The 19,597-nt window shown below is 70.4% G+C and carries 15 protein-coding genes; 12 read left to right on the top strand and 3 right to left on the bottom strand.

Annotation, left to right across the window (positions count from 1 at the left end; genetic code table 11):
• From otsB to C0461_RS08670, 3 genes are all read left to right on the top strand, one after another.
• The coding region (gene otsB / locus C0461_RS08680) for a trehalose-phosphatase (protein ID WP_292105816.1) at positions 1-556 on the top strand (556 nt) is incomplete at its 5' end.
• On the top strand, positions 553-2,346 hold the full coding sequence (locus tag C0461_RS08675) for a glycoside hydrolase family 15 protein (RefSeq protein ID WP_292105815.1): 1,794 nt from the start codon (positions 553-555) through the stop codon (positions 2,344-2,346). The genes otsB and C0461_RS08675, both read left to right, overlap by 4 nt.
• A complete protein-coding gene (locus tag C0461_RS08670) occupies positions 2,343-3,755 on the top strand; it encodes a trehalose-6-phosphate synthase (RefSeq protein WP_292105813.1) in 1,413 nt (470 codons plus the stop codon). Before C0461_RS08675 ends, C0461_RS08670 begins: the two co-directional genes overlap by 4 nt.
• A 4-nt stretch (positions 3,756-3,759) precedes the next feature.
• On the opposite strand, the gene C0461_RS08665 is transcribed toward C0461_RS08670, so the two are convergent.
• Positions 3,760-4,362 (bottom strand): glutathione S-transferase family protein, encoded by a 603-nt coding sequence (locus C0461_RS08665; protein WP_292105811.1) that lies wholly within the window; start codon positions 4,360-4,362, stop codon positions 3,760-3,762.
• Positions 4,363-4,474: 112 nt separating this feature from the next.
• On the opposite strand from C0461_RS08665, the gene C0461_RS08660 reads away from it, so the two are divergent.
• The gene (locus C0461_RS08660; RefSeq protein ID WP_292105809.1) at positions 4,475-5,185 is read left to right on the top strand and encodes a YafY family protein; all 711 of its coding nucleotides are present in this window, start codon (positions 4,475-4,477) and stop codon (positions 5,183-5,185) included.
• Here the strand turns inward: C0461_RS08660 and C0461_RS08655 are convergent.
• Complete coding sequence (locus C0461_RS08655; RefSeq protein WP_292105807.1) at positions 5,166-6,668, bottom strand: CoA-acylating methylmalonate-semialdehyde dehydrogenase; 1,503 nt, start codon at positions 6,666-6,668, stop codon at positions 5,166-5,168. The genes C0461_RS08660 and C0461_RS08655 overlap by 20 nt on opposite strands.
• Positions 6,669-6,815: 147 nt before the next feature.
• Here C0461_RS08655 and C0461_RS08650 point away from each other — a divergent pair, with 147 nt between their 5' ends.
• Together C0461_RS08650 and C0461_RS08645 are read left to right on the top strand one after the other, a co-directional pair.
• Entirely contained in the window at positions 6,816-7,973 is a 1,158-nt protein-coding gene (locus tag C0461_RS08650; protein ID WP_292105805.1) for a hypothetical protein, read from the top strand.
• Positions 7,970-9,373, top strand: a complete 1,404-nt coding sequence (locus C0461_RS08645) for a cytochrome P450 (RefSeq protein ID WP_292105803.1) — start codon at positions 7,970-7,972, stop codon at positions 9,371-9,373. The genes C0461_RS08650 and C0461_RS08645 overlap by 4 nt, the downstream gene beginning before the upstream one ends.
• A gap of 554 nt (positions 9,374-9,927) precedes the next feature.
• Here the strand turns inward: C0461_RS08645 and C0461_RS08640 are convergent.
• Positions 9,928-11,991 (bottom strand): S9 family peptidase, encoded by a 2,064-nt coding sequence (locus C0461_RS08640; RefSeq protein WP_292105800.1) that lies wholly within the window; start codon positions 11,989-11,991, stop codon positions 9,928-9,930.
• A 299-nt stretch (positions 11,992-12,290) separates the two neighbouring features.
• On the opposite strand from C0461_RS08640, the gene C0461_RS08635 reads away from it, so the two are divergent.
• The 6 genes from C0461_RS08635 to C0461_RS08610 form a co-directional block, all read left to right on the top strand.
• Positions 12,291-13,133, top strand: coding sequence for a 1-acyl-sn-glycerol-3-phosphate acyltransferase (locus tag C0461_RS08635; protein ID WP_292105797.1), 843 nt, complete (start codon positions 12,291-12,293; stop codon positions 13,131-13,133).
• A complete protein-coding gene (tsaE, locus tag C0461_RS08630) occupies positions 13,126-13,596 on the top strand; it encodes a tRNA (adenosine(37)-N6)-threonylcarbamoyltransferase complex ATPase subunit type 1 TsaE (protein ID WP_292105795.1) in 471 nt (156 codons plus the stop codon). The genes C0461_RS08635 and tsaE overlap by 8 nt, the downstream gene beginning before the upstream one ends.
• Positions 13,583-14,674: an N-acetylmuramate/N-acetylglucosamine kinase AmgK gene (amgK, locus tag C0461_RS08625; protein ID WP_292105793.1), complete on the top strand. Its 1,092-nt coding sequence runs from the start codon at positions 13,583-13,585 to the stop codon at positions 14,672-14,674. Before tsaE ends, amgK begins: the two co-directional genes overlap by 14 nt.
• A complete protein-coding gene (gene murU / locus C0461_RS08620; protein ID WP_292105792.1) occupies positions 14,671-15,381 on the top strand; it encodes an N-acetylmuramate alpha-1-phosphate uridylyltransferase MurU in 711 nt (236 codons plus the stop codon). Before amgK ends, murU begins: the two co-directional genes overlap by 4 nt.
• Positions 15,378-18,395 (top strand): double-strand break repair protein AddB, encoded by a 3,018-nt coding sequence (gene addB, locus C0461_RS08615; protein ID WP_292105789.1) that lies wholly within the window; start codon positions 15,378-15,380, stop codon positions 18,393-18,395. The genes murU and addB overlap by 4 nt, the downstream gene beginning before the upstream one ends.
• Positions 18,392-19,597 (top strand): UvrD-helicase domain-containing protein (locus tag C0461_RS08610; protein WP_292105788.1); only part of this gene is annotated, 1,206 nt, incomplete at its 3' end. The genes addB and C0461_RS08610, both read left to right, overlap by 4 nt.

The raw sequence follows: 19,597 nt of genomic DNA, 5'->3' as shown, positions 1-19,597 counted from the left end.
CACCATCGCCGAGATCGACCGTATCTGTGAAGGCGTGGTGCCCTGCGTGGCCGGGATCCACGGGCTGGAGCGGCGCGGCGCTGACGGACAGGTGCGGCGGCTGACGCCCCACCCGGCCATGGGCCAGGTGCATGAGGCGTTGATCGATTTCGCGCGCGACCGGCCTGGCGTCCTGATCGAGGACAAGGGGCTGGGCGTGACCCTGCATTATCGGCAGGCCCCGGATCAGGCGGGCGCGGCGGGCGCGCTGGCGCGGGGTCTGGCCGAGACCCACGGCCTGACCCTGCAGCCCGGCGACATGGTGCAGGAGTTGAAGACGCCCGGCGCCGACAAGGGGCGCGCCCTGACCGCCTTCATGGAAGACGCGCCCTTCAAAGGCGCTGTCCCGGTCATGACCGGCGACGACCTGACCGACGAGTTCGCCTTCGCCGCCGCCGCCGGACTGGGCGGGTTCGGTGTGCTGGTGGGACCGCCGCGCGAGACGGCGGCCCTGTACGGCCTCACCGGCCCCGAGGCGGTGATGGACTGGCTCGAGACCCTGGCGGAGCGCCCATGAACGGCAAGCGACCCAATCTGGACCTGGCCCCGATCGGCAACTGCGCCATCTCCAGCCTGATCGACCGGCAGGGCCGCCATGTGTGGTCGTGCGCGCCGCGGGTGGACGGGGATCCGGTGTTCTCGGCCCTGATGGACGGGGACGATCCCCAGCACGGCTTCTGGACCATCGAGCTGGAAGGCCAGAAGCACGTGGAGCAGGCCTATGTGCGCAACACCCCGGTGCTGCGCACGGTGCTGACGGCCGAGGACGGGGCGGCGCTGGAGATCATCGACTTCGCGCCCCGCCACGCCAAGCACAGCCGCACCTACCGCCCCATCGCCCTGGCCCGGATCATCCGGCCGCTGCACGGCGTGCCCCGCATCACCATCCGTCTGAGGCCTGCCCGCGACTGGGGCGCCCGGCGAGCGCCCACCACCTCGGGCTCGAACCACATTCGCTATCACTGCACCGACCTGACGTTCCGCCTGACCACGGATTGTCCGGTGTCCCATGTGCTAGATGAGCGCACCTTCCGGGTGGAGCGGACCCTGTCGTTCTTCTTCGGGCCGGACGAAGGCTATGACCAGGCGGTGGGCGCCGGCGTGGCCGCGGCGCTGGAGCGGACCCAGGACTACTGGAAGCAGTGGGTGCGGACCCTCTACCTGCCGCTGGACTGGCAGGAGGCGGTGATCCGCGCGGCCATCACCCTGAAGCTGTGCGCCCATGAAGAGACGGGCGCCATCGTCGCCGCCCTGACCACCTCGGTGCCCGAGTTTCCCGAGAGCGGGCGCAACTGGGACTACCGGTTCTGCTGGATCCGGGACGCCTATTACACCGTGCGGGTGCTGACCCGGCTGGGCGCCATCGACATCCTGGAGAACTACCTCGCCTATCTGCGGAACCTGGTGGACAACGCCGCCGGGGGGCACGTCCAGCCGGTTTACGGCGTCGGGCTGGAGGGCGCGATCACCGAGCGCATCGTGGACACGGTCGAGGGCTATCACGGCATGAAGCCGGTGCGGGTGGGCAATCAGGCGCACGAACATCTGCAGCACGACGTGTACGGACAGATCGTCCTGCCGCTGGTGCAGTCCTTCTACGACCAGCGCCTGCTGCGCCCCGGCTCGGTGGAGGATTTTCACGCCCTGGAGACGGTGGGCGAGCGCGCCTTCGCCGTGCACGACCAGACCGACGCGGGCCTTTGGGAGTTCCGCACCATCGCGCGGGTGCACACCTATTCCTCCATGATGTGCTGGGCCGCCTGCGATCGCCTGGCCAAGGCGGCGGACCAGCTGAAGCTGCATGACCGGGCCGAGGTCTGGCGCGACCGGGCCGGGATCATCCGCGACCGCATCGAGAAAGAGGCTTTCGTGGCGGATGAGGGCCGCTTCGCCGCCAGTTTCGGCGGGACCGAACTGGACGCCTCGCTGCTGCAGATGGTGGAGCTGGGCTTCCTTGATCCCATGGATCCGCGTCAGGTGGCGACCTTCGACGCCATCGAACGGGACCTGAAGAAGGGCCCCTACCTCTTCCGCTATGTGGAGCCGGACGACTTCGGCGAGCCGGAGACGGCGTTCAATTTCTGCACCTTCTGGTTCATCGAGGCCCTGCACATCAACGGGCGCGTGGACGAGGCGCGCGAGATGTTCGAGCAGATGCTGAGCCGCCGCACCAACGCCGGCCTGCTGTCCGAGGACATCTCCCTTGGCGATGACGAGTTGTGGGGGAACTACCCGCAGACCTATTCCCTTGTGGGCATCATCAACTGCGCCGTGCTGCTGAGCCGTTCCTGGACGGATGTGAGATGAGTCGTCTGATTGTCGTATCCAATCGTGTTTCCGCGCCGAAGGACGCGGGAGAAAGCTCGACCGGAGGTCTGGCCGCGGCCCTGTCCGCCGCCTTGAGACGATACGACGGCATCTGGTTCGGCTGGTCGGGCGAGACCATAGAGACCTTCACGGGCGAGCTGAAGATGGAGGATCGGGCCGGGGTCACCGTCGCCTTGGTGGATCTCGAGGCGCAGGACGTCGACGAATATTACAACGGCTACGCCAACAAGACCCTGTGGCCGCTGTTCCACCACCGGGTCGACCTGACCGCCTATGAGCGGTCGTATGGCGAGGGCTATGAGCGGACCAACGCCCGCTTCGCCGAGGTGCTGGCGCCCCTGATCCAGGACGACGACATCGTCTGGATCCACGACTATCACATGATCCCGCTGGCCCGGGATCTGCGGCGGCTGGGGATCAGGAACCGGATCGGCTTTTTCCTGCACACGCCCTGGCCGGTGCGCCAGCTGCTGGTGACCCTGCCGTTCCACCGGCGTCTGGTGGAATCCCTGTTCGACTATGACCTGCTGGGCTTCCACACCCGCGAGTGGCTGGACCTGTTCCGGGACTATGTGGCGTCGGAGGCGGGCGGACGGTTGGTCGGCAACGACGGCATGGAGGCTTTCGGCAAGACGGTGCAGGGCGGGGTCTTTCCCATCGGCATCGACGTGGACGGCTTCGTCGCGGCGCGGGACTCGGCGCTGGGCCAGCGCACCTATGACCGCATGGCGGCGTCCTCGGCGTTCCGGTCGATGATCGTGGGCGTGGACCGTCTCGACTACTCCAAAGGGCTGGAACAGCGGCTGCTGGGCTTCCAGCAGTTCCTCGAGGACAACCCCTCCATGCGCGGTGAGGTGTTCCTGCTGCAGGTGACGCCCATCTCCCGCGACGAGGTGGACACCTATCAGGACCTGCGCGCGCGGCTGGACGCCCTGGCGGGTCATGTAAACGGCGCCTATGCGGACATGGACTGGGCGCCGGTCCGCTATCTGAACCGCACCTATCGCCGGGACCAGCTGGCGGGCATCTACCGGGCGGCGAAGGTGGGGCTGGTGACGCCCCTACGCGACGGCATGAACCTTGTGGCCAAGGAATATGTGGCGGCCCAGAATCCGGCGGATCCGGGCGTGCTGATCCTGTCGCGCTTCGCCGGAGCGGCGGAGGAGCTGCGCGAGGCGCTGATCGTCAACCCCTTCGCCCGCGAGGAAGTGGCCCAGGCCATCCACCGCGCCCTGACCATGTCGCGGGACGAGCGCATCGAACGCTGGACCGCCCTGATGGCGGCGGTGCGGGCCTCGGACGTGGCCATCTGGCGCGACGACTTCGTCCGCACGCTCACCGCCTTGCCGGGGGAGAGCGAGGCCGCATCCGACCCGGACGCGGCCTGACCTCTCAACCCGCCCTCAGCTCCAGCGCCGGGGCGTCGAGAACTTCGGCCCGGCGATTGGCGGCGCGGGCCAGCACTGTCTTGAGATAGGCGTCCAGGCGCGGGCTGTCCGGGGCGTGCTCCCGTCCCCACGACAGGGCCGAGGCCACCAGCACATCCACCGCCGTGAAACGCCGGCCCATCAGATAGGGCCCCCGATCCAGCGCCGTCAGGATGCGCCGGTTGGCGGCGTCGTAACGGGCCGTGGCATGGGCGTCCGTCTCGCCCTTGACGCGGCTCCAGTAGGCCGGCTCCATCTCGCCGGTGGTCCAGAACAGCCAGGTCAGATAGGCGGCGCGGTCCGGGCCGCCCGCTGCGGCGCCCAGGCCCGCCTCGGGAAACAGGTCGGTGAGATACAGGGCGATGGCGGCGGATTCGGTGACCAGCGCACCGTCGTGCATCAGGGCCGGGACCTTGCCGTCCGGGTGGAGGTTGGACGGATCGCGACCGCCCGAACCGTCCATGCGGGCGATGTCGCAGTGATGGATCTGGTAGTCGGCTTTCAGCTCCTCCAGCAGCCAGATCAGGCGCGAGGACCGGGACCAGTGGGCGTGGAACAGGGTCAGCATGGCGTGTCTCCGTTGTTTCCGCCCGACCGGCCCCTCGCCGCGGCGTTCACGGATTGACTACCGGGGTCCTGCTGCCACCATGCTGTCAGCATGCGTGTGGGACAGGTGAGGAATGAGACGCGCCGACCGCCTTTTCCAGATCATCCAGTTGCTGCGCCGGTCCTCGAAACCGGTGACGGCGGACGCCATCGCGGCCGAGCTGGAGACGTCAAAGCGCACGGTCTATCGCGACATCGCCGACCTGATGGGCCAGCGGGTGCCGATCCGGGGCGAGGCAGGGGTGGGTTATGTGCTCGACGGCGGCTTCGACATGCCGCCGTTGATGCTGACGTCGGACGAGGTGGAGGCGGCTGTGCTGGGCGCCCAGTGGGTGGCGGGGCGTGCCGATCCGGCCCTGTCGCGGGCGGCGCGGGACCTGATCGCCAAGATCGCCGCCACAGTGCCAGAGACCATGCGGCCCCATGTGCTGGAGCCCGCCGTGGTCACCCCGCCCGCCTGGAACAACATGGCCGAGGTTCTGGACATGGGGCGGGTGCGGGCCGCCATCCGCGCCGGGCGCAAGATGACCATCGACTATGTGGACGAGCAGGACCGGGCCACCCGGCGCGTGATCTGGCCGTTCCTTGCGGCTTACCGCGACACGACCCGCATGCTGATCGCCTGGTGCGAGATGCGCGACGATTTCCGCATGTTCCGCGCTGACCGGGTGCGGGCGGCGGTGTTTCTGGAAGACCGCTATCCCATGCGGCCGGGGGTGCTGCGCGCCCGCTGGGAAGCGGTCCAGCGGGCGCGCTACGCCGAATTCACCGCATCGTCGGAATGACGAAGCTGGAGTCCGCGTGCTCCAGCTCAGAATCAGGCCAGCGGGCCGTGACGGTCTTGGTCTTGGTCCAGAAGCGGACGCCTTCCATGCCGTGCTGGTTGGTGTCGCCGAAGGCCGAGCGCTTCCAGCCGCCGAAGGTGTGATAGGCCACCGGCACCGGGATCGGCACATTGATGCCCACCATGCCCACATTGACCCGGGCGGCGAAGTCGCGGGCCGCGCGGCCGTTCTGGGTGAAGATCGCCACGCCGTTGCCGTACTGGTGCTTCGAGGCCAGGGACAGCGCCTCCTCGAAATTCTCCGCGCGGACGATCTGCAGCACGGGGCCGAAGATCTCCTCCTTGTAGGACTCCATGCCCGGCTTGACATGGTCGAACAGGGACGGGCCGATGAAGTAGCCCTTCTCATGGCCCTGCAGGGAGAAGCCGCGGCCGTCGATGACCAGTTCGGCGCCGTCCTTGACGCCCTGGTCGATCCAGCCCTCGACGCGCGCCTTGTGGGCGGCATTGACCACGGGGCCGTAGTGGGCGTCCGCGTCGGTGGAGACGCCGATCCTCAGTTTCGGGATTTCGGCGACCAGCCGTTCGCGCAGGTCGTCGGCGGTCTTCTGGCCCACGGGCACGACGACCGGCAGGGCCATGCAGCGTTCGCCGGCCGAGCCAAAGGCGGCGCCGGTCAGGTCCTTGACCACCTGGTCCATGTCGGCGTCGGGCAGGATGACGCCGTGGTTCTTGGCCCCGCCCATGGCCTGGACCCGCTTATGGTTGGCGGCGCCGGTCTGGTAGACATAGTGGGCGATGTCGGACGAGCCGACGAAGCTGACCGCATGGACCAGCGGATGGGTCAGGATAGCGTCCACCGCCGTCTTGTCGCCGTGGACCACGTTCAGCACCCCGGCGGGCGCGCCCGCCTCCATCATCAGTTCGCCCAGACGGACCGGCACGGACGGGTCGCGCTCGGACGGCTTGAGGATGAAGGTGTTCCCCACCGCGATGGCCACGCCGAACATCCACATGGGGATCATGGCCGGGAAGTTGAACGGGGTGATGCCCGCCACCACGCCCAGCGGCTGGCGCATGGAATAGACGTCGATGCCGGGGCCGGCGCCCTGGGTGTACTCACCCTTCAGGGCGTGGGGGATGCCGCAGGCGAACTCGATGACCTCGAGCCCCCGCTGGATGTCGCCCCTGGAGTCGGCGATGACCTTGCCGTGCTCGGCCGAGAGCATTTCGGCCAGGTCGTCCATGTTCGCCTCGACCAGGCGCTTGAACTCGAACATCACCCGGGCGCGGCGCTGGGGATTGGTCGAGGACCAGGCCTCGAAGGCGTTCTGGGCGGCCTGCACGGCCTTGTCGACCTCGCCTTCGGTGGCCAGCTGGACCCGCGCCTGCACCTCGCCGGTGTTGGGGTTGAAGACGTCCCCGAAGCGGCCCGAAGCGCCCTCGAAGGAAGCCCCGTCGATGAAGTGGCGAATGTCGCGCATGTCCTGAGTGTTCCCTGATCTGGTTGTTTGGCCGCCGTATTAGACCCCCCGGGCGCCCGTGGCCAGCGGAGCGGGCGGAACACGGGTAGTGTGGTTTGACACGGCCGGGCGGCGCGGGTTCAGTGCCGCCGGGGATGGAGGGGACGAATGCGGGACGAGGTCGATTCGGCCGGGCAGAGGCGCGCGCACCGGCGCCGGCTGCTCTTCATTCCCGGCTATGACCCCCGCTCCCCCGCCGCCTATCATCGCCTGTGGACCGAGGAAGCGCCGAAGCAGGCGGCGGTCTCCGGCGCTGTGATCGAGGTGGGGCGCAAGCGCGCCGACGGCGACCATGCGCTGGGCTGGACGGTGCAGACGGTGATGAACGGGCGCGCGGCGGAGACCCGCGTCACCCTGCTGCGCTGGGACGATCTGGTGCGGGCCTGGTGGCTGAGAGGCGAACGGCGGGTGTTGGCGGCCGTGCCTCGGTGGGTCGCGGCCATGGCCCGGGCGGGCGTCTATGGCCTGACGCGGCGAGAGGCGCGGGCGCTGTGGCTGTGCCTGATGACGCCGCCGGTGATCCTGGGCGGGCTGGTCGCGCTGATGGCCCTGCTGGCGCTGGCGGCGGGCCTGGTCACCCCCTGGGCGGCGCTCCCGGTGGTGGCGGCGGCGCCCTTCGTCATCGTCTGGCTGTGGAAGCGCATCGACGCGGCGGTGAGCTGCGGCTGGGTCAGCCAGTGCTTTTCCTACATGGCGCGCATCGCCGCCAATCCGCCGCCGGAGCAGGCCGCGCGCTGCGACCTGTTCGCCGAACGCCTGATCGCTGCGGTGGACGAGGGTTGGGCCGACGAGGTGGTGCTGACGGGCTTCAGCCTTGGCGGCAACCAGGCGGTGCGGGTGCTGGCCCGGGCGCTGGAGATTCGGCCTGATCTGGGGCGCGGCCCCACGGCGGTCAGCCTGCTGACCCTGGGGCAGGGCCTGTGCATCCAGGCGGCGCTGGGCGACGAGACGTTTCGAGCGGCGCTGAGGGCCGTGGAGGCCGAAGGGTCAGTCGGCTGGGTGGACGCCACCTCGGCCTCGGACCCGGCGTCAGCCTGTACGATCCACGCGCTGCACGGTGTTGTCGCCCAGCCCGATCCGAACCGGCCCGTGCGCCGCGCGCCACGCTTTCACAGGCTGCTGACGGACGAGCATTTCCGCGCCATCCGTCGCGATCCGCTGGCGTTCCATTTCCAGTATCTGAAGGCTGTCGACCTGCCCGGCGGCTACGACTGGTTCGCCCTGGCGGCGGGGCCGGACTTTCTGGTCGAGCGGAGCCGGGCATGAGCCTGTTCACCCCGCCCCGCCCGGTCACGGCGCCGGAGAAGCGCTCGTCCCTGACCCAGAGGCTGGCCCTGCTGCGGTCCGGGCTGGGAACGTTCCGCGAAGGCAGCTACGGGGCGCGGCTGGGGCGGCACGCGTTCCGCACCCTGCCGTTCCTGAAGAAGCGCTGGTTCTTCATCGTCCGGGACCCGGATCTCGTGCGCGAGGTGCTGGTCCGGCGGGCCGCGGACTTCCCCAAGGCCGACCTGATGGACGCCATGCTTCGGTCCCTGACCGGCTATTCCATCTTCGTCAGCAACGGCGAGACCTGGGGCCGCCAGCGCCGTCTGGTTGACCCCGCGCTTGAGCAGGCGCGGGTGCGCGACGTGTTCGCCCGGATGCTGGAGGCCGCCACCGTGGCCACGGACCGGATGGAGGCGCTGGCGGACACGGGCGAGCCGGTGCGGGTGGACATGGAGATGACCCGCTTCGCCGCCGACGTGATCTTCCGCACCATCTTCTCGGAGCCCATTTCCGACGCGGCGGCCGACCGGGTCATCGCCGCCTTCGAGGTGTTCCAGGGGGTGGCCTACGCCCACGGCATGCTGGGGCTGGCCCGGGCCCCGTCGCGCATCCTGCCCGGCTGGGGCCGGGCCCGGCGGGCGGCGCGGATCATCCGCAAGGCCATCGACGAGCCCCTGCGGCGGCGGCTGGCGGACCATGCCGCTGGACGGCCGACGCCGGACAACGACATTCTGGCGGCCCTGATCGGCGGGGTGGACCCGGTGACGGGCACGTCCTTCGACGGGGACGAACTGCTGGACCAGATCGCCATGCTGTTCCTGGCCGGGCACGAGACCTCGGCCAGCGCCCTGGCCTGGAGCCTGTATCTGATGGCCGAGGCGCCCGAGGTCCAGGCCCGGGTGCAGGCCGAGGCGGACGCGGTGCTGGGTGACGACACTCCGGCCTTCGAGCACATGAAGCGGCTGGGCCTCACCCGCGATGTGTTCCGCGAGGCCATGCGGCTGTATCCCCCCGTGGCCTTCCTGGCGCGGGACTGCCCGGCGGGGGACCGGCTGGGCAAGAAGGACATCCCGCCCGGCTCGGTGGTCATGGTCTCGCCCTGGCTGAGCCACAGGCAGGCGGAGCGGTGGGCCGAGCCCCACGCCTTCGACCCGGACCGATTCGGCTGTCCCGAGGGCAAGGCGGCCATGGCGGGCGGCTATTTCCCCTTCAGCGTCGGGCCGCGGGTATGCCCCGGCGCCGCCTTCGCCCTGCAGGAGGCGGTGCTGGTGCTGGCCATGCTGAGCCGCCGGCTGCGGTTCGAGGCCGACCCGGCCTGGACCCCCGTGCCGGTGGCGCGGTTGACCCTGCGGTCCGCCAACGGGGTGCGGCTGAGGGTGTTCAGGCGGGGCGGCGGGTGAGACTCCGGGACGAAAAACAGTGCAATCGGGGTGCAACCCTTCCCGAATTGTTCAGCAGAACCAGCGGACGGTTTTTGCGAGTCCCGTCAGACGGCCCCTTTTCCGCTCACCCCAGCCTTCGCTGGGGTGAGCGGTGGGAGAGTTGCACTCCGGGGCGAAAAAAACAGTGCAATGGGCGTGCAAGGTCGGTGGAATTCGTCAATGAAATCAGGCGCGGCGGGATTTGGCGGATGCGCGGGTCTGACTTTTGCGGCCCTCCTGTTCGTCACAGCGCGTAGCGGCTGAGGGGGGCAGTTTACGCGCGCCGGCGGGCAGGCGGACGAAATGGGGGTGTCCGGGGCGGCGAGGCCTTGCGCGGCAAGGGATTGGGTGCGGGAAATGCGGGATTAACGCCCCTTCTCCGGGTGGGAGAAGGGGGAACCGCGCACGAAGGCGCAAGCGGCTTCGTTCTGGCGCGGGGGATGAGGGTTGACCATCCGACCCTCACCCTGCGCGCGAAGGAGCGGTCTGCTTCGCATCCCGCTGCGCGCAGCCCTCTCCCACTGGGAGAGGGATTACTCCGCGCCCGCACCGATGTGGCGGTTCAGCCAGCCGAACACCTCGGTGTGCCAGCGCAGGCTGTTGCGGGGCTGGAGCACCCAGTGGTTCTCGTCGGGGAAGTAGAGGAACTGGCTCTCGATGCCGCGGCGTTGCAGGGCGGTGAAGGCGGCGATGGACTGGTCGGTGGGCACCCGGTAGTCGCGGCCGCCCTGGATCACCATCATGGGGGTGCGCCAGTTCTGCACATGGTTGACCGGATTGAAGGTCTCGTAGGTCGTGCCGGACTCCCAGGGCGTGCCGCGGTTCTCCCACTCGGTGAACCACAGCTCCTCGGTGGAGTAGCCCATGAAGCGGGTGTCGAAGACGCCGTCGTGGTTGACCATGCACTGGAAGGCGTCGGGCCAGTTTCCGGCGATCCAGTTGATCATGTAGCCGCCGTAGGAGGCGCCCAGCGCACAGGCGCGGTCGCCGTCCAGGAAATCGTAAGTCTCCAGCGCGTGGGCCCAGCCCTTCTGAAGGTCCTCCAGCGGACGGTCGCCCCAGTGGCCGGAGATGGCGTCGGTGAAGGCCTGGCCGTAGCCGACCGAGCCGTGGAAATCGATCATCACCACCGCATAGCCCGCACCCGCATAGGTCTGCGGGTTCCAGCGGTAGGACCAGTAGTTGCCGAACGATCCCTGCGGCCCGCCGTGGATCAGGAAGGCGACCGGATAGGTCCCGCCTTCCACATAGTCAGCCGGCTTGATCAGGTAGCCGTGGACCGTATTGCCGTTCCAGCCCTCGAAGGTGAACTGCTCGGACTCCCCGAAGGCCAGGTCGGACAGCTGCGGGTTGGGGTCCAGCACCAGCCGGGGCATTTCCCGGCCCCGGTAGGTCTTGGCGTACAGGGCGTTGGGATGGGTCAGGCTGTCCAGCGCCAGGATGAAGCCCGAGGGCGTCTGCTGGACGGCGGCCACATGGCCCTCGCCGGTGATCGGCACCACCGAGCCGGAGGTGACGTCGATCTCGAACAGCCGCACCTGGCCCCGGTCATAGGCGGTGGCGTACAGGCTGCGGCCGTTGGCGGACCATTGCAGGCTGTCCGGCGAGCGGTCCCAGTTGGCGGCGATCTGGCGGACCTGGCCGGTCTGCATGTCGCGCAGCATGATCTTCCACTGGTCGGCCTCGAAGCCCGGGCGGCTCATGGCGCGGTAGGCCATGGTGCGGCCGTCGGGGGAGAACACCGGGCCGTCGTCCCAGGCGGGATTATCGGCGGTCAGGTTGATGCGCTCGCCCAGGCCTTCGGCTTCGATGGGCTGCAGGTGGATGTCGAAATTGGTGGACCAGGGCTCGCTGGTCCCGGCCTCGCGGGCGGCGAAGACCACGCCGTTGCCGTCGGGGGTGAAGGTGAAGGCGCTCTCGTCGCCGAAGGGGCGCGAGGGGGTGTCGCCGTCGAAGTCGCGGGTGGCCCAGACGGGCTCCCCCGCGGCCACGCCCTGACCGCTCAGGTCCATGACGAAGACGTGGTTGCGCGTGCCGTCGCTCCACTGGTCCCAGTGACGCACGAACAGCTGGGTGTACAGGGTCCCCGAGTTGTCGGGCTCCTCGTTCAGCCGGGCGGCGGTGCAGGCCAGATCCGGGCAGTCGGGGAAGACGGCGGCGGCCACGGCGATGCGGTCGCCGGCGGGGCTGAGGCGATAGGTCTGCACGTCCACGGGCAGGTCTGTGACCTGGACCGCGAGGCTTCCGTCGGCGTCGGTGCGCCAGACCTGCGACGAGCCCGAGCGGCTGGACAGGAAGAACAGCTGGCCGTCGGCGCTCCAGCGGGCGGTGTTGGCGCCCTCGTCGGAAATGGCCAGGCGGCGCGGTTCGGCCTCGCCGTCCAGATCCAGGATGTAGAGGCTGGTGGAGCCCCCGGCCAGCGGGGTGGCGCGCAGGGCGTAGACCACCTGTGAGCCGTCCGGCGAGACGCGCGGATCGGACAGGCGGTTGGCGTTCAGCATGTCCTGATAGGTGAAGGGCCGATCCTGGGCCGCGACGGCGGCGGGCAGGACGAGGGCCGCGAGGGCGGCGGCGCAGACAAGGGCGGAAAGGCGCATGACAGGTTCCCCAGAGCCAGATTTGCGGCCACGGTTAGCACGGGGGGGCGCCCGGCGGAAACACGAGGGAGCGGGGGCGTGGGGGCGGACATACAACAACCTCCGCTCACCCCAGCGAAGGCTGGGGTCCAGAGGGCGGGACTCGATCGTCCGAATTTCAGCAACCGTCCCGTCCTGCCACGACAGCGCCCCATGATCTGGACCCCAGCCTTCGCTGGGGTGAGCGATGGAAGGTTTGCACGCGAACCCTCATTCCCCCGCTTGCCCCGGCGCACGGCAAAGGCGAGACTTCGCGCCTCATGGTTCTCGCCGCCGCCCCTCACATCGTTGACCAGCTGATCGCCGAGCGTGCGCCGCGGCTGACCCGGTCGTTCGCCTGGCCGCTGGTCAAGCCGTTGCTTTACGGCCTGCTCAGCTACGCCCCCGCACGCAGCATGGCCGATGCGGTGGCGATGCGGTCAGGCGCCGAGGCGCTGGGCTATGTGGCGGACCTGCTGGATCTGGAGGTGTCGGCCCTCCTGCTGGAGCGGCTGCCCGAAAAGGGGCGCTGCATCGTGGTGGCCAACCATCCCACCGGCATCGCCGATGGCCTGGCCGTGCATGAGGCGCTGCGGCGGGTGCGGGACGACGCCATCTATTTCGCTAATGCCGATGCGTTGAGGGTGTCGCCGCGTCTGGGCGAGGTGGTGATCCCGGTGGAATGGGTGGAGACCAAACGCACCCGCGAAAAGACCCGCGCCACCCTTGAGGCCGCCCGCCGCGCCTTCGAGGAGGACCGGTGTGTGGTCATGTTCCCGGCCGGACGGCTGGCCCGGGTCAGCAAGAACGGCTCGCTGACCGATCCCGAATGGGCGCCCACGGCGGTGTCGCTGGCGCGCAAATATGAGGCGCCGATCATCCCGGTCCATGTGTCGGGCCCCTATTCGAAGATGTTCCACCTGTTCGACCGCTATTCCGCCGAGATGCGGGACATCACGCTTTTCCACGAGATGCTGAACAAGCGCGGCAAGGCCTATCGGCTGATCGTCGGCAAGCCCATCGACGCGCGGCGGCTGGACACGGACGCGGCGCGGGCGACCTACGCCCTGAAGGCGTTCACCGAACGGACCCTGGCCAGCCAGCCGGACGCGGACTTTGGCTGAGCCGCGCCGCATTCTTCTGGCTGACGCGGAGGCCACGACGGCGCTGGGCGCGGCCATCGCGCCGATGCTGAAGCCCGGCGAGGCGGTGCTGCTGTACGGGCCGCTGGGCATGGGCAAGTCGACGCTGGCCCGGGGCCTGATCCGGGCCCTGACCACGCCGGACGAGGACGTGCCCAGCCCCACCTTCACCCTGGTGCAGTTCTACGAGAGCGACCCGCCCGTGGCCCACTTCGACCTGTACCGCCTGACCCGGCCGAAGGAAGCGCTGGAGATCGGGCTGGATGATGCGCTGGACATGGGTTGCGTGGTCATCGAATGGCCCGAGCGGCTGGGGGACGATCCGGCGGAATTCCTCGGGCCGGACCGACTCGTCATAGAGATCGCCGAGGACGCGGCCGGCCGTGTCGCGACCGTTTCCGGCGCAGGCGCGTGGAAGGACAGGATCCAGCATGTCGGATCGTGAGGCGGAACGGATCGAATTTCTCAGGGGCGCGGGCCTGGCCGACGCCCGGCGCGACCCCTTGCCCGGCGACGCCTCCACCCGCCGCTATGAGCGCCTGACCACGCCGGCGGGCGCCAGCCTGATGCTGATGGATCAGGCGCCGGCGGCGGAAAGCCCGCCGTGCGACCCCGCCTGGACGCCGGAGGAAAGGCGCGATGCGGGGTGGAATGCTGTCGCGCGCCTGTCGGCCGGGCGCATCGAGGCCTTCGCGGCGGTGTCCAACCTGTTTCGCCGCGCGGGCCTGTCGACGCCGGAGATCATCGCGGTTGACGCGGGGTCCGGCTTTGCGGTGATCGAGGATTTCGGCGACGACCTGTTCGCGCGGGTGATCGAGGACGGGGAGCCGGCCGCGCCGCTGTATCTGGCGGCGGTGGAGGCGCTGGCGAAACTGCATCTGAACGCGGTGCTGCCCGATGTGCTGAGCGGGCCGGGCGGGGACTGGCCGCTGCTGACCTATGACGCTGTGGCGCTGCAGGGCGGGGCGGACCTGTTCACCCAGTGGATGCCGAAGCTGAACCCGGCGCTGGATTTCGGCGTGGCGGCGCTGGACGAGTGGGACGCGGCGTGGGCGCCCATCGCGGCCATGGGCGAGGCGAAGGCCTGGTCGGTGGCGCACCGGGACTATCACGCCGAGAATCTGATCTGGCTGCCGCAGCGCACCGGGGACCGGCGGGTGGGGATGATCGACTTCCAGGACGCGGTGCTGGCCCATCCGTCGTGGGACCTGCACTCGCTGCTGCAGGACGCGCGCCGGGACGTGGCGCCGGAGCTGGAGGCGGTGGCGCTGAACCATTATTTCGAGTGCATGCCCGGCGTGGACCGCGAGCCGTTCCTGGCCGACTACGCCGCCCTGGCCGCGCTGAACGAGGCGCGCATCCTGGGGATTTTCGCCCGGCTGATCGCGCGGGACGGCAAGCCCCGCTACCGGGCCTTCATGCCGCGCATGTGGCGGCATCTGGAGGCCAATCTGCAGAAGCCCGGTATGGAGGCGGTGCGCGGCTGGTTCGACCGGCATGTGCCGGTGGAGGTCCGGACATGACCGGGCCGAAGACCGCGATGGTGCTGGCGGCGGGGCTGGGCACCCGCATGCGGCCGCTGACCGACGACCGGCCCAAGGCGCTGGTGGAGGTGGGCGGCAAGGCCCTGATCGACCATGTGCTGGACCGGCTGGGCGCGGCGGGGGTCGAGCGGGCGGTGGTCAATGTGCACTGGTTCGCCGAGCGGCTGGAGGCCCATCTGGCGGCGCGCACGGGCGGACCGGAGATCGTCATCTCCGACGAGCGGGCCGAACTGCTGGAGACCGGCGGGGGCCTCAAGAAGGCGCGGGGCCTGCTGGGCGACGACCCGGTGTTCGTGGCCAATATCGACAGCGTCTGGATTGATCGGGGGGATGCGCTGGGCGACCTGATCCGGCTGTGGGACCCGGCGCGCATGGACGCGGCCCTGCTGCTGGCCCGGCGCGAGGGCTCCATCGGCTTCGAGGGTGACGGGGATGTCTTTCTGGAGGACGGGCGGCTGACGTTCCGGGGCGACAGGCCCAGCGCGCCGTTCGCCTATATGGGCGTACACATCACCCGGCCGGATTATGCGGATCGCGGGCCTGACGGGCCGTTCTCCCTGAGCGGTCTGTGGCGACAGTCGGCCCGTGAAGGCCGCCTTTACGGCTGCGTGCTGGACGGGGACTGGATGCATGTGGGCGATCCGGGCGCGCGGGACGAGGCCGAGGCCCGGCTGACGGTGGCATGAGCCGGTTCGATCCCTTTGCGGGCGCCGGGCCGCGCTGGTGGTCCATCGAGGCGCACCGGCCGTTTCTGGAAGATCTGGCGGCGGGGGTGCTGGACTGGCTGGGCGCGGATGCGCCCGAGACCCTGAGCGATGCGGTGATCCTGCTGCCCAACCGGCGCGCGGCGCGGGCCTTCACCGAGGCCCTGACCCTGCTGTCGGGCGACCGGCCGGTGCTGCTGCCGCAGGTGCGGCCGCTGGGGGATCTGGAGGAGGACGAGCCGCCGTTCGCGCCGGGCGAGCTGGAGCTGGACCTGAAGCCCGCCATCTCGCCGCTGAAACGCCGGTTCGAGCTGGCGCGTCTTGTGACCGCGCACCACGGCGGGACGATGGAGCCGCTGCGCGCGCTGGAGATGGCCGAGGCGCTGGCGGCGTTTCTGGACTCCTGCCAGATCGAGGAGGTGGCCGACCCGGGCCGGGTGGCCGATCTGGTGGAGGCCGATCTGGCCGAGCACTGGCGCTCCACCGCCGCCTTCCTCGCCGTGGCGGTGGAGGCATGGCCGAAGCGGCTGGAGGAGCTGGGTCTGAGCGACCCGTCGGCGCGGCGGGTGACCCTGCTGAAGCGGCTGGCCGAGGCGTGGGATGAACGGCCCCCGACCTTCCCGGTGATCGCGGCGGGATCCACGGGCACGGTTCCGGCGGCGGCGGCGGTGCTGGGGGCGGTGGGCCGCGCGCCGTCGGGCTGCGTGGTGTTGCCCGGACTGGACCGGGACCTGTCCCAGACGGCGTGGGACCAGATCGCCGACGACGACGGCGAGCAGCACCCGCAGGGGGCGCTGAAGCGGCTGATCGGGCGGCACGGTATCGACCGGGCCGCGGTGCGGGCCTGGCCCGCGCGGGACACGGGGGAGAGCGCGCGTCTGGGCCGGGCGCGGCGTCGGCTGATCGCCGAGGCCCTGAAGCCGCCGGCGTCCACCGCCGACTGGACCAAAGCCATCGACGCGATGCGCAAGGGCGGCGGCGACCCTATCGCCGAGGGGCTGGAGGGCCTGACCGCCGTCACCGCCCGCACCGAGGAAGGCGCCGCCGCGCTGGCTGCGGTGCTGATGCGGGAAGGGGTGGAGAAGGCCGGCCAAACCGTCGCTCTGGTGACGCCCGATCCGCTGTTCGCCCGAAGGGTGCAGGCGCGGCTGGGGCGGTGGGGCCTGATGGCGGATTCCTCGGCGGGCTCGCCTTTGTCGGAGACGCCCGCGGGCGTGCGGCTGGCCCAGCTGGCTCAGCTGGCCAAGGCCTTCGGGGCCGTTCCGCTGCTGGCCATTCTGAAGCATCCGTGGACGACCCTGGCCGGGCCGGACGAAATCGAGGCGCTGGAGCGCGAGGGGCTGCGCGGGGCGGGGCCCGCCGACTGGGACGCGGTGCGGCGGCGGCTGGAGACCAATCGATATCGGGCGGGCAAGCGCCGTGATGACGAGGATCAGGCGCGCATCGACACGGGGCACGGTCTGACAGACCGGCTGGAGGGCGTGCTGTCGGCCCTGACCGGCATGGACGAGGCGACGCCCGGCGACTGGGCGCGGGTCATCAGCGAGGCGGCGGAGGCGCTGGGCGAGGGCGCCGAGGTCTGGCGCGGGCCGGACGGGGCGAGCGCGGCGCGGCTGATGGCCGCCCTGATGACCGAGGGCGCGGAGGCGGGGACGCTGAACGCCGCCGCCTTCGCCGAGCTGCTGGGACGGCTGATGGGCGCGGAGGTGGTGCGCACGGGCGGCGACGCCCATCCGCGTCTGAGGATTCTCGGGGCCATCGAGGCGCGGCTGGTGCGGGCCGACCGGGTCATTCTGGCCGGGCTGGAGGAGGGGGTGTGGCCGCGGGGCGGGGGGACCGATCCGTTCCTGTCGCGGCCCATGCGCAAGACCCTGGGCCTGCCGCCGCCGGAGCGCCGCATCGGCCTGTCGGCCCACGACTTCGCCCAGATCGCCTGCGCGCCCGAGGTCTATTTGCTGCACACCGAGCGACGGGACAATCAGCCGTCGGTGAAGTCCCGCTGGCTGTGGCGGCTGGAGACGCTGGTGCGCGGGGCGTTCCCCGACGCGCCGCGCCTGCCGCAGCGGGCGGACCTGCACGGGCTGGCCCGGCGGCTGGATGCGCCCGACGCTGATCCGCCGCAAAGCCTGAAGCCCGCCGCGCGCCCGGCCCCGACGCCGCCGGTTGCGGCGCGGCCGAATAAGATGTCGGTGACGCGGGTGGAGGAATGGGTGCGCGATCCGTACGCCACCTATGCCCGTTTCGTGCTGGACCTGCACCAGATGGAGCGGCCCGATGAACGGGTGGACGCCCGTCTTCGCGGCACGGCCATCCACAATGCCCTGGAGGTGTTCGCCCGCGAGTGGGAGACGCTTGGCGAGACCGGGGCGCTGGACCGGTTCCTGAACCGCTATCTGGCCGAGCTGGAAGCGGCGGGCATGACCCCGGCGGCGCTGGCGCGGGAGAAGGCGCTGGGCGCGCGCATGGCCGACTGGGTGACCGGGTTCGAGCGCGATCGCCGGGCGAAGAGACCCAAGGTCGAGCTGGAGGCCTACGGCCAATGGTCGCCCATCGAGGGCTTCCTGCTGACCGCCCGCGCCGACCGCATGGAGGTGGCCGAGGGCCGCCTGTCGGTGATGGACTACAAGACCGGCGCCCCGCCGACGAAAAAGCAGGTGGAGAGCGGGTTCAGTTCGCAGCTGTCCCTGACCGCCGCCATCGCCCGCGAGGGTGGATTCGGGGCGGTGCTGAAGGCCGAGCCCGACGACCTGCTGTATGTGCGCCTGACCGGGCGCGACCCGGCGGGCGAGATCATGGACCGCAACGGGGAGGCGGGGGCGGCGGCCCTGGCCGACGAGGCGGTGGAGGGCCTGAGGAAACGCATCCGCCAGTACGCCAGCCCCAGCCAGCCCTATCGCTCGCGCATCGCGCCCCAGTTCGCCCAGGCGCGGGTGTCGGACTATGACCATCTGGCCCGGGTGGCCGAATGGTCCACGGCGGCGGAGGGGGACGAATGAGCACGGTCATTCCCTTTCCCCCGACGCGCTCGCCCCAGGCCATCGCCGCCGATCCGGCGGTCAACGCCTTCGTCATGGCCAACGCCGGGTCGGGCAAGACCACGACCCTGGTCAACCGGGTGGCGCGGCTGCTGCTGGCCGGGTCGGCGCCCGGCGCCATCCTGTGCCTGACCTTCACCAAGGCGGCGGCGGCGGAGATGCAGCGGCGGCTGTACGAGCGGCTGGGCGACTGGGCGGTGGCGGACGATGCGCGGCTGCGCGACCAGCTGGCGGCGCTGGAAGAGCGCGCGGCTGACAGCTTCGACGCCCACGACCTGTCCCGGGCCCGCGCCCTGTTCGCCCGGGCGCTGGAGACGCCCGGCGGGCTGAAGATCCAGACCATCCACGCCTTCTGCGAGCAGCTGCTGCGGCGCTTTCCGGTGGAGGCGGAGGTGTCGCCCCTGTTCCGCGTCATCGACGAGGCCGAGGCCGCCGACATCCGCCGCCGGGCGCGCGACCGGGTGGCGCTGGCCGACGACATTCCGGGGCTGGCGAGCGCCTATCTGCACATGGCGGGCAAGCTGTCCCAGCCGGACTTCGAGGCCATGTTCGACCGCTTCGAGTCGAAGCGGGCCGAACTGACCGATTATGTGGCGCAGGACGGCGGGGCGGCGACCCTGCAGGACCGGGTGGCGGCGTCAGTGGGGCTGGAGGAATGGACCGAGCCGGAGGCGGCCGAGCGGGCGGCGGTGACGGCGCCGGGCTTCGACGCAGCGGCCTGGCTGAACGCGGCGGCGGCCTGTTCGCGGGGCGGCGAGAAGGGCGACCAGCCCATGGGGCTGAAGCTTCAGGCGGTGGCCGAGGCGGTGCTGAACGGCGAGGCGCCGGTGGATGCGGTGCGGGAAATCTTCTTCACCGGCGCGGGCGAGCCCCGCAAGCGGCTGGGCACCAAGGCGGTGGACCCCGCGACCCTCGACTGGCTGGCGCAAGAGCAGGAACGGCTGGCCGAGCATTTTGAGCGGGCGCGGGCGGCGCGGGTGGCGCTGGACACAGTGTCGGCGCTGGTTCTGGCCTACGCCTATGGCCGGGCCTATGAGGCGGCCAAGGCCGTGACCGGGGCGCTGGACTTCGCAGACCTGATCCAGCGGGCGTGGCATCTGCTGACCGACGGGCCGGGCGCCGCCTGGGTGCTCTACAAGCTGGACGGCGGCGTCGACCACGTG

This window comes from Brevundimonas sp. (genome assembly GCF_013823285.1).
In the GTDB taxonomy this organism is placed as follows: domain Bacteria; phylum Pseudomonadota; class Alphaproteobacteria; order Caulobacterales; family Caulobacteraceae; genus Brevundimonas.
The sequence above is the reverse complement of the archived record's forward strand: the minus strand, read 5'-3'. Positions and strand labels throughout refer to the sequence as shown.

Excerpts from the sequence above, each read along its gene's own strand:
- C0461_RS08675 (WP_292105815.1), top strand. The coding sequence starts at position 553 with ATGAACGGCAAGCGACCCAATCTGGACCTGGCCCCGATCGGCAACTGC.
- C0461_RS08640 (WP_292105800.1), bottom strand. The coding sequence starts at position 11,991 with ATGCGCCTTTCCGCCCTTGTCTGCGCCGCCGCCCTCGCGGCCCTCGTC.
- C0461_RS08645 (WP_292105803.1), top strand. The coding sequence starts at position 7,970 with ATGAGCCTGTTCACCCCGCCCCGCCCGGTCACGGCGCCGGAGAAGCGC.
- C0461_RS08650 (WP_292105805.1), top strand. The coding sequence starts at position 6,816 with ATGCGGGACGAGGTCGATTCGGCCGGGCAGAGGCGCGCGCACCGGCGC.
- addB (WP_292105789.1), top strand. The coding sequence starts at position 15,378 with ATGAGCCGGTTCGATCCCTTTGCGGGCGCCGGGCCGCGCTGGTGGTCC.
- C0461_RS08665 (WP_292105811.1), bottom strand. The coding sequence starts at position 4,362 with ATGCTGACCCTGTTCCACGCCCACTGGTCCCGGTCCTCGCGCCTGATC.
- amgK (WP_292105793.1), top strand. The coding sequence starts at position 13,583 with ATGTCGGATCGTGAGGCGGAACGGATCGAATTTCTCAGGGGCGCGGGC.
- murU (WP_292105792.1), top strand. The coding sequence starts at position 14,671 with ATGACCGGGCCGAAGACCGCGATGGTGCTGGCGGCGGGGCTGGGCACC.
- C0461_RS08670 (WP_292105813.1), top strand. The coding sequence starts at position 2,343 with ATGAGTCGTCTGATTGTCGTATCCAATCGTGTTTCCGCGCCGAAGGAC.
- C0461_RS08660 (WP_292105809.1), top strand. The coding sequence starts at position 4,475 with ATGAGACGCGCCGACCGCCTTTTCCAGATCATCCAGTTGCTGCGCCGG.
- C0461_RS08635 (WP_292105797.1), top strand. The coding sequence starts at position 12,291 with ATGGTTCTCGCCGCCGCCCCTCACATCGTTGACCAGCTGATCGCCGAG.
- C0461_RS08655 (WP_292105807.1), bottom strand. The coding sequence starts at position 6,668 with ATGCGCGACATTCGCCACTTCATCGACGGGGCTTCCTTCGAGGGCGCT.